Annotated in this window: 9 protein-coding genes; 4 read left to right on the plus strand and 5 right to left on the minus strand. The window is 64.5% G+C overall.

Annotated elements, in window-relative coordinates; all coding sequences use genetic code 11:
• The first annotated feature begins 128 nt into the window (after positions 1 to 128).
• Both AZH51_RS00555 and AZH51_RS00560 read left to right on the plus strand, forming a co-directional pair.
• Positions 129 to 4,073: a multifunctional oxoglutarate decarboxylase/oxoglutarate dehydrogenase thiamine pyrophosphate-binding subunit/dihydrolipoyllysine-residue succinyltransferase subunit gene (locus AZH51_RS00555; protein ID WP_291521285.1), complete on the plus strand. Its 3,945-nt coding sequence runs from the start codon at positions 129 to 131 to the stop codon at positions 4,071 to 4,073.
• A gap of 67 nt (positions 4,074 to 4,140) precedes the next feature.
• Positions 4,141 to 5,127 carry a glycosyltransferase gene (locus AZH51_RS00560; RefSeq protein WP_291521287.1) on the plus strand — a complete coding sequence of 329 codons (987 nt, stop codon included), beginning with the start codon at positions 4,141 to 4,143 and terminating at the stop codon, positions 5,125 to 5,127.
• Here the strand turns inward: AZH51_RS00560 and AZH51_RS00565 are convergent.
• Positions 5,124 to 6,476 (minus strand): hypothetical protein, encoded by a 1,353-nt coding sequence (locus AZH51_RS00565; RefSeq protein ID WP_291520274.1) that lies wholly within the window; start codon positions 6,474 to 6,476, stop codon positions 5,124 to 5,126. The two genes, AZH51_RS00560 and AZH51_RS00565, sit on opposite strands and share 4 nt — an antisense overlap.
• Before the next feature lie 396 nt (positions 6,477 to 6,872).
• Here AZH51_RS00565 and AZH51_RS00570 point away from each other — a divergent pair, with 396 nt between their 5' ends.
• Positions 6,873 to 7,046, plus strand: a complete 174-nt coding sequence (locus AZH51_RS00570) for a DUF6104 family protein (protein WP_291520275.1) — start codon at positions 6,873 to 6,875, stop codon at positions 7,044 to 7,046.
• Between the two features lie 19 nt (positions 7,047 to 7,065).
• Positions 7,066 to 7,716, plus strand: a complete 651-nt coding sequence (locus tag AZH51_RS00575; RefSeq protein WP_291520276.1) for a GDSL-type esterase/lipase family protein — start codon at positions 7,066 to 7,068, stop codon at positions 7,714 to 7,716.
• Between the two features lie 21 nt (positions 7,717 to 7,737).
• Here the strand turns inward: AZH51_RS00575 and AZH51_RS00580 are convergent, their stop codons facing one another.
• The 4 genes from AZH51_RS00580 to rfbB form a co-directional block, all read right to left on the minus strand.
• Positions 7,738 to 9,216, minus strand: coding sequence for a sugar transferase (locus tag AZH51_RS00580; protein WP_291520277.1), 1,479 nt, complete (start codon positions 9,214 to 9,216; stop codon positions 7,738 to 7,740).
• A gap of 128 nt (positions 9,217 to 9,344) precedes the next feature.
• Positions 9,345 to 10,505, minus strand: coding sequence for a glycosyltransferase (locus AZH51_RS00585; RefSeq protein ID WP_291520278.1), 1,161 nt, complete (start codon positions 10,503 to 10,505; stop codon positions 9,345 to 9,347).
• Positions 10,502 to 11,362: a dTDP-4-dehydrorhamnose reductase gene (gene rfbD, locus AZH51_RS00590; protein ID WP_291520279.1), complete on the minus strand. Its 861-nt coding sequence runs from the start codon at positions 11,360 to 11,362 to the stop codon at positions 10,502 to 10,504. The genes AZH51_RS00585 and rfbD overlap by 4 nt, the downstream gene beginning before the upstream one ends.
• Positions 11,362 to 12,360, minus strand: a complete 999-nt coding sequence (gene rfbB / locus AZH51_RS00595) for a dTDP-glucose 4,6-dehydratase (protein ID WP_291520280.1) — start codon at positions 12,358 to 12,360, stop codon at positions 11,362 to 11,364. Before rfbB ends, rfbD begins: the two co-directional genes overlap by 1 nt.
• Between the last annotated feature and the right edge of the window lie 256 nt (positions 12,361 to 12,616).

Consider the following 12,616-nt stretch of genomic DNA (forward strand, 5'->3'; position numbering starts at 1 on the left):
CACCACTCGCGCGTTGCGTCTATAGCACACCGGACGCGGTGTGTGACCCTTCGGCGCCCAGCCGCTAGGGTAGATCAGGCAGTTGTCGGGCTTGGACCCCGCACGAAATCACATGATGGAAGAGGCGCATTCGCGTGTCATCACAGTCCTCTGACCCCCTCGCCGCGTTCGCAGGCAACGAGTGGCTGGTCGATGAGCTGTACGAGCAGTACAAAGAAGACAAGAACTCCGTCGACAAGGCGTGGTGGGGATTCTTTGCCGACTACACCCCCGGCGCCGGCAAGACCAACGGACACGTGACCGCGAACGGAAACACCAACGGTCACGCCGCCACCAACGGGTCTGCCCCGACTGCCGGTAAGGCTCCCACTGCCGATAGGGCTCCCGCTGCCGGCAAGGCCACTACTTCCGCTCAGGCGCCGGCCGCCACGGCACCGGCCCCCAAGCCCGTGGAAGTCGCCGAGAAGACCACCCCCGATGAGGACCTGGACCGTTCGGTCCAACCGGTCGACGGCACCGAGGACGACCCCCGCGAGACCGAGACGCGCGCCGACTCGACGGCGATCCAGGTGCTGGATCCCTCCGAAGCCGAGATCAGCACCGAGCTTCCGGTGGCCCGCGACGGCATCGCCTCCCCCGAGGAGGTCGAGCCGGCCGCCGACGAGCGGGTGCCGCTGCGTGGTGTGGCCGCCCGCATCGTGACCAACATGGAGGCCAGCCTCGAGGTCCCGACCGCCACCAGCGTGCGCGCCGTGCCCGCGAAGCTGCTGATCGACAACCGGATCGTGATCAACAACCACCTGTCGCGCAGCCGCGGCGGCAAGGTGTCCTTCACCCACCTGATCGGCTACGCCATCGTCAAGGCCCTCAAGGTCGTGCCGGACATGAACTCCGCGCTCGGCGAGGACGAGAAGGGCAAGCCGGTCCTGGTCAAGCCGGGGCACGTCAACTTCGGCCTGGCCATCGACCTGGCCAAGGAAGATGGTTCCCGGACCCTCGTCGTACCCAACATCAAGGGTGCGGACGAGATGGACTTCGCCCAGTTCTGGGCGTCCTACGAGGCGATGGTCCGGCGCGCGCGGGACAACAAGCTGACCCTCGAGGACTACGCGGGCACCACCATTTCCCTGACCAACCCCGGCGGCATCGGCACCGTGCACTCGGTGCCCCGCCTCATGAAGGGTGCCGGCGCCATCATCGGCGTCGGTGCGCTGGAGTACCCGGCCGAGTGGGCGGGCGCCTCCGCCAACACGCTGAACAAGAACGGTGTCAGCAAGATCATGACGCTGACCTCCACGTACGACCACCGGATCATCCAGGGCGCGGTGTCCGGAGAGTTCCTGCGGGTCGTCAACGAGTTGCTGCTCGGCGCCGAGGACTTCTACGACGAGATCTTCGCCGCGTTGAAGATCCCTTACGAGCCCGTGCGGTGGGTCCGGGACATCGACACCAGCCACGACGACGACATCTCCAAGGTCGCGCGTGTGCAGGAGGTCATCCACGCCTACCGGGTGCGCGGTCACCTGATGGCCGACACCGACCCGCTGGAGTACAAGCAGCGTCGGCACCCCGACCTGGACATCACCCAGCACGGTCTGACCCTGTGGGACCTGGACCGCGCCTTCCCGACCGGCGGTTTCGGCGGCAAGCCGTTCCTGAAGCTGCGTGAAATCCTGGGCATCCTGCGCGACGCCTACTGCCGCAGCGTCGGCATCGAGTACATGCACATCCAGGACCCCGAGCAGCGGGCGTGGATCCAGGCCAAGGTCGAGCGCGGCTACCAGAAGCAGTCGCCCGATGAGCAGTTGCGGATCCTGCGCAAGCTGAACGCCGCGGAAGCGTTCGAGACCTTCCTGCAGACCAAGTACGTCGGCCAGAAGCGGTTCTCCCTCGAGGGTGGCGAGACCGCCATCGCCCTGTTGGACCGGGTGTTGTCGGCTGCGGCCGACGACGGCATGGACGAGGTGTGCATCGGCATGCCGCACCGTGGCCGCCTGAACGTACTGGCCAACATCGCCGGCAAGTCCTACAAGCAGATCTTCCAGGAGTTCGACGGCACCCAGGACCCCAAGTCGGTCCAGGGATCCGGCGACGTGAAGTACCACCTGGGCACCGAAGGCGAGTTCGTCTCCGACGCCGGCAGCAAGACCAAGGTCTACCTGGCGGCCAACCCCTCGCACCTGGAGGCGGTCAACCCCGTCCTGGAGGGCATCGCCCGCGCCAAGCAGGACCGGATCAACCTGGCCGGTACGGCGTTCACCGTGCTGCCGGTGTTGATGCACGGTGACGCGGCGTTCGCCGGCCAGGGTGTGGTCGCCGAGACGCTGAACCTGTCGCAGCTGCGCGGGTACCGCACCGGCGGGACGATCCACATCATCGTCAACAACCAGGTCGGCTTCACCACGGCGCCCAGCCAGTCGCGGTCCTCGACGTACTCCAGTGACGTGGCCCGGATGATCCAGGCGCCGATCTTCCACGTGAACGGCGATGACCCCGAGGCCTGTGTGTCGGTGGCCGAGCTCGCCTTCGAGTTCCGCCAGAAGTTCCACAAGGACGTCGTCATCGACATGGTGTGCTACCGCCGCCGTGGGCACAACGAGGGCGACGACCCCTCGATGACCCAGCCGATGATGTACGAGTTGATCGAGGCCAAGCGCAGCGTGCGCAAGCTCTACACCGAAGCGCTTGTTGGTCGTGGCGACATCACCAAGGACGAGGCCGACGAGGCGCTGCGCGACTACCAGCAGCAGCTGGAGCGCGTCTTCGCCGAGACCAAGGCGGCCAAGGCGGAGCTCGCCGCGGCCCCGTCGGACAGCTCCCAGTCCACCGACGCCGCGGGCCACGGCGGCCTGGAACGGCCTCGTGCCCAGGAGGAGGACGACGCCCGCGCGGACCAGAGCGGTCAGTCCACCGCGATCAGCATCGAGGCCCTGAAGAAGCTCGGTGACACCTGGGTCAATCCGCCCGAGGGATTCACCGTCCACCCGAAGCTGCAGAAGCTGATGGAGCGTCGCTCGGCGATGGTCTCCCAGGGCGGAATCGACTGGGCCATGGGCGAACTCATGGCTCTGGGCTCCCTGCTGATGGATGGCACCCCCGTCCGGTTGGCCGGCCAGGACAGCCGCCGCGGCACCTTCGTGCAGCGGCACGCGGTCCTGATCGACCATGAGAACGGCAACGAGTGGACCCCGCTGCGCTATCTGACCGACGACCAGGCGTGGCTGTGGATCTACGACTCACTCCTGAGTGAGTACGCCGCCATGGGCTTCGAGTACGGCTACTCCGTGGAGCGTCCGGATGCACTGGTACTGTGGGAGGCCCAGTTCGGTGACTTCGCCAACGGCGCCCAGTCCATCGTGGATGAGTTCATCTCCTCCTCGGAGCAGAAGTGGGCGCAGCGCTCCTCGGTGGTGCTGCTCCTCCCCCACGGCTATGAGGGTCAGGGACCGGACCACAGTTCGGCTCGTATCGAGCGCTACCTGCAGATGTTCGCCGAGAACAACATGACGATCGCGCACCCGAGCACCCCCGCGTCGTACTTCCACCTGCTGCGTCGTCAGGCCTACGCCCGACCGCGCAAGCCGCTGATCGTCTTCACCCCGAAGCAACTTCTGCGGCTCAAGGCAGCGACCTCCAACCCGGAAGACTTCACCAAGGGCCGTTTCAACCCGGTGCTGGTCGACCAGCAGAAGCTGGATGCCGGCAAGGTCACCCGCGTGTTGATGGCTTCGAGCCGGATCGTCTACGACCTGGAGGCCGAGCGGGAGAAGCGGGGCGACGACACCACCGCGATCATCCGTCTGGAGCAGTTGGCCCCGATCCCGGCCAAGGAGATCGCCGCGGCGTTGCAGCAGTACCCGCACGCCGAGGTCGTCTGGGTGCAGGACGAGCCGAAGAACCAGGGTGCCTGGCCGTTCCTGGCGCTGAACCTGCCCGAGCAGTTGGAGCCGCTGGGCGAGTCCCGGCCGATCCGGGTCGTTTCCCGCCCGGCCGCCGCCTCACCGGCGACCGGTTCGGGCAAGAAGCACCAGGCCCAGCTGGCCGAGCTGCTCAAGCAGTCGTTCGACCGTTAATCCTCCTGTACGGCGATCTCGGACTATTCAATGCCAAAGGATTGACGCTGTGGAGCCCGAGAATGGGATGCAACCGACGACTGTGCACGAGGAGCCAGAGGCACGGGCGGTTCCCAGCTCAGAGACGAGCCACTTAGTAGTCGCGGTGCCAACGCTCCACCGGCTCGATCTATTGGCCCGCGCCCTTGCCGGGGTGGAAGCTGCGCGATCCCGTTTGACCGCGGAGCGTCCAGACCTTAGCTCGGAGGTGCTCGTTGTCGACAACGACCCTGCGGGGAGTGCGGCACCGGTTGCGAGCCAGTATGGGGCCAAACACGTCGTTGAGTCCCGGCCCGGGCTGGCGGCCGTCCGGAACCGGGCCCTGGATGAGGCGGCGGCGGCCCGGCTACTCGTGTTCTTGGACGACGACGAGGCCCCAGACGAAGAATGGCTGACTGCACTTACTGACACCTGGCGCTCCTTTGGCGCCCAGGCGGTCGCAGGGAAGGTGGAAACCGACCTAAGCGACCGCGACGCAGACGCCTGGGTGCAGGCTGTGTACGAGCGGCCCCGCCGTGAGGACGGCCAACTGATGCCCACTGCTGCAACCAACAACCTGCTGTTGGACCTGGATTTTGTCCGTCGTGTCGGACTGCGGTTCGACTACCGCTTCGGGTTTTCCGGCGGCGAAGACTCGTTCTTCACGGCTCAACTCGTGCAGGCGGGCGGTGAGATCCGTTGGGCAGAAGCAGCCCGAGTGGTCGAGAGCGTTAGTGGTGAACGTCTGACGCGAAAGTGGCTCCTGCGGCGCAGCGTTCGCGCCTGGGCCACTCAGCTCCGGGTCGAGGAGGGGCTCCGAGGCTCTGGGCGCAACCAGCGCCTTCTGGCCGGTGGGCAATTGGCAGGGCAAAGCTTGCTCCGGCTCGGCGGCGGGGCCACTTTGTGGTCAGTGGCGGTGCTACGTCGTGATGGTCACCGTCAGGGGCTGTCGGCCCGCACGATGGCACGAGGGGTCGGCGGCCTCCTTGCGCTGACCCAGTTCGAAGACGATGAATACCGCGGCCGGCACGGCTAACGCGTCTGCTCGGACGACACGTCTGAGATCACAAACTTGATCTTTCCACCGGTATACGGAAGATCATCGACATACTCAACGATCACCGGCACCTCCCGCCCAATCCGCTCTCGTAACCCCTCGACCACGCCGTCTATCTGTTGGTCCGCATCAGGCGCCCCGCCACGAACCACCCTCACCACGATGGAGTAGTCCGATCGCTGATGGATCTGAAACATCTCTACTGCCTCGGGAATGTCACTGAACATCGCAAGAAGGCGGTGGTTCATGGAGCGCCCGCTTGGCAACCGGAGGACATCGGTAGTGCGGCCGTCGACCGGCGCCATGCGAGGCAAAGATATGCCGCAAGGGCAGATGCCTTCTAGCAGCATTCCCCGATCTCCGTTCCGATAGCGAATGAGAGGGAATACTCGATTAGTGAGATCCGTGATGACGAGGTCGCCCACCTCGCCTGGCGGCAAGGGTTTGCCGTCTGGATCGACGACCTCAATACGGCGCACATCAGCGAAGGTGTGTAGACCAGCATGGGCTGCGCATTCACCGGCCATCCAACCGAATTCCGAGCCCCTGTACTCGTCATAAACTGGGCAACCGAAGACTGACTCGAGACGATTGCGCGCAGCCTGCGTCAGAGGTGCTGCCGTCGTTGCCAATGCCTTCAATGACGGGAAACGCGCACCGTGGGACTCCACATACCCGGCAAACTCGAGCATCGCCCCGACATATCCCTCTAGAAGCGCCGGCTTTGTCTTCTGCAACTCGCCGAGAAACGTCTGCATAGATTCTTCGGAAATAAGTGCCGCGTCAAGGTAGCGCTGCCGGGTCGGCCACCAAGCAGCTGCATTCTTTAGATCCTCCTTCCAGCCGAAGCCCCATCGGGCCACCCTTGCCAAGTTGTCCCATGGCTGCACACCCCACCACGAGTACATCCGCCAGCTGAGAGCCAGGGATGGAACACGGGCATCGTGGGCGGTCCGCAGTGGTTGACCCGTACTACCGCCGGTTAACGCCTTTCGCTGATACTTCGGCTGTGCCTCATCTGAGAAGAAGTCAGGCGCGTTCTCCTTGACCACCGTTCTATCGATGATGGGTAGCTGCGACCAAGCTAAGGGATCATCAAGGTCGACTTTTTCTATTCCTAATTCGGAGTAGTGACGGCGATAAAAGGACGTGTGAGTTATGGCAAAGCGGGCTATTTCGCTGGCTCGCTGTTGCTGGAGCTGTGCTAGCTCTTCAACCGAAAGTGTCTGGTTGCGCATGAGTTCGTCGTAGAACCGTCCGGCGCCGCGGCGGACGGTGCCGGTCTTGACCGAGAAAGCTACTTGCCTCAGCGATTGGTCGCTCTTCATCTCACAATCCTCCGCATACCAAGTTCATCCAGATAGCGCATCTGGGTCAAGAACGACCTAGTCATTCGAACCGACGATGTCGCCACCATGGGTACCGAGCCGGTGGCCAGGTGCGGCGGTCAACTGCTTCCCGGGCGGGATAGCCCTTCCCTTCTCCGCACGATCGTTTGGCCGCCGCAGACCCATCGGCACAGATGTGCCCGTCTGAGGTTTCTGAGTTGATAGTTTCGCACGAGCCGAACCGTCCCATCGTATTTTCGTCGATATATGGCGGCACACTGAAGTCCGCGGCCTCCGGTGTCAGACGGCGCGCCCTACCCAGCAGCTCGAGTCCGCACCGGCGCGGGAAGGCGTTGCGTGCCAAGAGGCCGACCAGTCTCGCGATAGGTTCAGACCATGTACTTCACGGATCGTGGCATCGAGGAACTCGCCGCGCGCCGTGGCGAGGACGAGGTGAGCCTGGCGTGGCTCGCGGAACAGTTGCGCACGTTCGTTGATCTCAACCCCGAGTTCGAGGTGCCTATCGAACGCCTCGCATCCTGGCTCGCCCGACTCGACGACGACGAATGAACACTCGGAGGATTCTTCCGTGACCGATAGCACTCACGAACCCGACTTCGCCCCCACCCAGCACTTCGAGGTGGCCGGTGAGGACCGCCGCACCACCATCTGCTTCGTCGGTGATTCGTTGGTCGCCGGCTACGCCGACCCGAAGGCACTCGGCTGGGTCGGGCGCGTTCTGGCACGTACTCCTCACCCTGGAGTTGAGCTCAACGCTTATAACCTCGGCGTCTCGGGTGAGGACTCGACCGACGTGTTGGCCCGTTGGCAGGGTGAGACCGCGGTTCGCTGGCGCGACTCCAACGAGCGGCGCCTGGTGATCGGGGTGGGACTGAACGACCTTCGCGCAGGATTATCCACCGCGCGGTCGCGGCTCAATCTGGCCAATATCCTCGATGATGCATCCAGCAGCGCGATCTCAACCTTTGTGGTGGGGCCGCCGCCCACCGTGGACGCGGAGACCAACGCGCGGCTCCAAACGCTGGTCGATGCCCAGGCCGATGTGTGCTCGCGACGACGAGTGACCTATGTTGACTGCTTCGGACCACTCCTGCATCACGAGCAGTGGAATGCTGATCTGGCTGCCACCGATGGGATCCACCCCGGGCAGGCCGGGTACGGCTTGATCGCGTGGTTGGTGCTGCACGCGGGGTGGCAGCACTGGCTGCACCTGGACTGAGCCCCGCCTCCGGCCCGAGGGCTAGTACGCGCCGTCCCGCATCAGGACAGCTCGAACGGTCTTGATGAGGATCAAGATGTCTCCGGCCAATGACCAGTTCTCGACGTAGTACAGATCCTTACGGACGGTCTCTTCCCACGTCAGGTTGGAGCGCCCGCCCACCTGCCACGGGCCGGTGATACCTGGCTTGACGTTGAGGCGGCGCTTGACGTGTGCCTCGTAGGACTCGACCTCGGACGGCAGCGGAGGCCGTGGGCCCACCAGCGACATGTCGCCCGTGACCACGTTGAACAGCTGGGGAAGCTCATCCAGCGAGTACTTGCGCAGGACGGCGCCCACTTTGGTGATCCGGGGGTCGTCCCGCAGTTTGAAGAGAGCGCCGTGCCCCTCGTTGAGATCCTTCAGGTCCGCGAGGCGATCCTCCGCGTCGACCACCATCGAGCGGAACTTGACCATCTCGAACGTGCTTCCGTTGACCCCGACCCGGGTCTGCCGGAAAAAGACCGGGCCCGGGCTATCCAGTTTGATAATCACCGCGATCACCGCCATCACAGGAGCCAGGATCAGCAGACCTATCAGCGAAGCAGCGAAGTCGAACGCCCGTTTCGCCGCGAAACGCACGCCGCTGTATCGGGGCATCTCCACACTCATCAGTGGCAGACCTTCAATGGGCCGCCAGTGGATCCGGGGGCCGGCAACATCGGTCATCCGGCTCGCCAGCGCCAGGCTGATCCCGCTACCTTCCATGCTCCAGGACAGTTGGCGCAACGAGCCGCGGTCCACCCGCGACTGACCAGCCACAATGATGCCGCTGGCCCCCAGGAGCTTCGCCGAATCCAGCGCCCCTTCCATCGCACCCACATCGGGCACGATCTCGCCGTTGCTCAGCTGAAAACCCTCGGCGTGCCCTTCACCCGTTGCCACTCCGGCGACCCGGTAGCCCGCCGCGGGGTGGCCACCCACGCGGGACGCGACGTACCGGACTTCCTGGGGCGCGCCGATGATGAGCACCGGGTCAACAAACCGGCCGCGCCCCCGCTGCTTGTTCAAAAGCATCCGGGCAGTCGCTCGACCCAAGAGGAGCAAACAGAGCCCAAGCGGCAACGCGACAGCAAGGAAGCTCCGGGAGATCTCCAACTTGAAGACCATGGAGACGATGGCAAACAGTCCGAAGACCGACAACGTCGCCCGGATGACGCGACGGAACTCCTCCGAGCCGAGCGCCAGGTACTCGGCACGGTACGTCTGCGCACCCCACAGACTCACCATCCAGCAGACGATCAGGGCGAGCGAGACCCACAAATAGTCGGCGGAGCTGGCGCGCTCTACCTCGGCCTGACCGAATCGCAGTACAAAGGCACACCCCACCGCGATGATGACCAGAGCTGTATCCAAAGCGACCAGGCGCGCGCGGACGACCGATCGCCACGGGCTGGCGGCCTGAGCCTTCTCGGCAGGCAACGCCGCAGCAACCGCGGCAGTAGATATCTGTGCCTGCACGTCAGTCCTTTCCCCGACCTGGTTACGCAATGGTAAGTCCTTGGCCCATGCTCTGCGTCGTAATTGCTTCAACCGGTTTGAACCTCGGGAGTTCCCGGCCCGGCCCCACCTGACCTCGTCCTGGGCGGTTAGGCGAACTCCGTTACTGGCTCCTTCGTTGAATCCCGCTTGAGTTGGGCCCGAAGTAGCTGCTCGTACTGGGCCAGTACCGGTCCCCAGCTGTAGGACTCCTCGGCCCGTTCCCGGGCGAGCTTGGACATCTGCGCCCGGGTTTCGGGTTCAGCAAGGACCGCGGTGATCTCCCGGGCGATCGCGTCAGCCTCGGGAGCCACGAAGTGTCCGTCAGGTCCAAGGACCTCGCGATTGAACACTGAATCACGTGCCACGATGACGGCACCGCACGACATGGCTTGGACCAGCGATGGGTTGGTGCCGCCCACCGAGTGTCCGTGGAAGTAGACACCGGCGTTGGCCCACAGCCAGTTGAGGAAGTCGTCGTTCTTCACCTGACCGAGCAGGTGCAGATTCGGTCGATCTGCGCGCAGAGCAACCGCGGCGTTCCACAGGGGGTTGGTCTCATCACCCCCGCCGACAACGACGACGTGCACCTCAGGAGGCAGTGCACGGGCGGCTTGGAGGAACAAGTCGATGGAATTCTCCGGGACCAGTCGGGCCGCGACCATCACAAAGTTGCCCGGCTGCAGCCCGTCGAGAGCTGCCGCTGGAGCGCCGTCGAGCATCGTGTCGTCGCATTCACCCCCGTACGGGATGAAGGTCGACTCCCGGTGGAACACCCGTTTCCAGTAGGCCGCGATGTTCGTGGAGTCGGCTATCAACTGATCGGCCCACCGGGCTGATGCGCGCGCACCCGCCAGGAACACGCGCTTGGCGTTGGGTCCCCACTTCTCGCGCTCCCACTCCAGACCGTCAACGTTCATGACGACCGGCACGCCGCGCGCTTTGAGCGCCGGCAGGAAGAACCCGTTGGCGACGTTCATCACCAAGGCGATATCCGGCTTGCGCGCTGCCGCAGCGGTCGTGGAGGTCAGACCGTAGGACAAAGTACTGAACGACGTGGTCTCCACTCCGGGGGTGAAGCGAACGGTGATGCGCGGGTCGGCCTCCGCCGGGACGGTCTGTCCTGGCCGGGAGTACACCTCGACGTCCCAACCCTGCTCCCACAAGTAGGGCGCGAGATGGCGAACCAGTGTCTCGAAGCCGCCGTAGTAGCTGGGGTAGCCGCGGGTACCGATGATCGCCACGCTAGGGCGACGGTTCGTGTCCGTCATCGCGCGTCCGCCAGATCAATCTGCGCCATGAAGCGGGCGAGGGCGTCATCCCAATCGGGTAGCGGTGGCACACCGGCCGCAATCCACCGGTCGTGGGCGAGCACGCTGTACGCCGGTCGCGGCGTTGCACTCGGATAGTCCGCCAGCGCGGTGGGTAGAACCCGCTCGGGGTCGTGACCAATCGCTTTGAACACAGCGCGAGCAAACTCCCAGACGGTGGTCTGGCCACTTGACGTTCCGTGCCACACGCCATATGGCGCCTCGGCGTCCACCAGCCGAACAATCGCCTGTGCCAGGTCGATTGTCCACGTCGGTTGGATCCATTGGTCATTCACAACCTGTATAGTCTGCCGCTCTTGCGCCAGTCGTGTCATCGTGTTGACCAAATTGGGTCCAGACACGCCGTAGAGGTAGGCCGTCCGCACGACGTAGTGCCGCTCGCAATCGGCGCGAACGGCCCACTCCCCCGCCGCCTTGGTCCGCCCGTACGCCGTGCGCGGGGCGACCGGGGCATCCACTGGGGCCGGTGATCGCGCCGACCCGTCCAGGACATAGTCGGTGGAGACCTGCACCAGGGTCCTACGGGAGACTTCGCAGGCAGTCGCGAGATTTGCCGCTCCGACTGCGTTGACCGCAAACGCCTCTGCCTCATGGGTTTCCGCTGCGTCGACGGCAGTCCACGCGGCAGCGTTGACGACGACATCAAACCCCGTCACGCGGTCCAGCACCTGCTGATGATCAGTGATGTCCAGGTCACCACGGGACCAGGCGGTCACATCGTGGGTTGAGTTCTTCAAGGTCGCGACGAGGTCAGTGCCCAGCATTCCGCTCGCGCCGACGACCAGCCAACGTGCCACTACTCCGCGCCGGCGATCGCGTAGCGGCGCTCGGTGACGTCCTTTTCCGGACGCCACCACGACTCGTTCGACCGGTACCAGTCGATGGTGGCGGCCAGACCGGACTCGAAGTCGGGATACTGCGGTCGCCAGCCCAACTCAGCACGCAGTCGCGTCGAGTCGATGGCGTAGCGCCGGTCGTGCCCGGGCCGGTCCACCACGTGGTCGAAGTCCTCGGGGTCCTTGCCCATTGCGGCCAGGATCAGGCGCACGACCGCAAGGTTGCTCTGCTCCCCGTCGGCACCGATCAGATAGGTCTGACCGATCCGGCCCCGCTCGATGATCGTCCACACGGCGCGGTTGTGATCATCGACATGGATCCAGTCGCGCACGTTCAGTCCATCGCCGTAGAGCTTGGGACGCACGTCATCCAGCACGTTGGTGATCTGGCGGGGAATGAACTTCTCCACGTGCTGACGCGGCCCGTAGTTGTTCGAGCAGTTGGAGATGGTGGCTCGCACCCCGAACGACCGTACCCAGGCGCGCACCAACAGGTCACTCGCGCCCTTGGTGGAGGAGTACGGGCTCGACGGGTTGTAGGCCGTGTCCTCGGTGAACCGGGCAGGGTCGTCGAGCTCAAGGTCGCCGTACACCTCGTCAGTGGAGATGTGGTGATAGCGCACGTCATGCGCCCGCACCGCTTCCAACAGGTTGAAGGTGCCCACAACGTTGGTAGCCACGAACGGCCAGGGCTCACGCAAGGAGTTGTCGTTGTGCGACTCGGCTGCGAAGTGGACGACCACGTCGTGCTGCGCGACCAAGCCGTCTACAAGGCTCCGGTCCGCGATGTCGCCCTTCACAAAACGGATGTCGTCCTGAACCTCGGCCAAGGACCGTAGGGTTCCCGCGTAGGTCAAAGCATCCAGGACGGTGATCCGAACCTCTGGGAACATCCGCCGAGTCAGGTGAACGAAATTGCTTCCGATGAATCCGGCACCCCCGGTGACGAGCACGCGCATGCCAGTTCTCTCCTCATTGACGTATCAGCCGCGCGAGCAAGGATACGGCACCCAGTCCAGCCAGCTCCCTGTTGCATGTGATATCGACGTACCCGCGCCTGATTCGCTGGTCGCCGCCGTAGGCTGCATCCCGGGACGTCTCCTCAGCGCTCGGCAGCCCACTGCAATACCACCCCGTTCGTGCAACCGAGTCGTTGGTGACACGCTAGTCAACCGCACTCGGAGCAGGAATGGGCGTCGCCACGCGACCGATGAG

The sequence above is a fragment of the Branchiibius sp. NY16-3462-2 genome, from assembly GCF_001594145.1.
Lineage (GTDB): Bacteria > Actinomycetota > Actinomycetes > Actinomycetales > Dermatophilaceae > Branchiibius.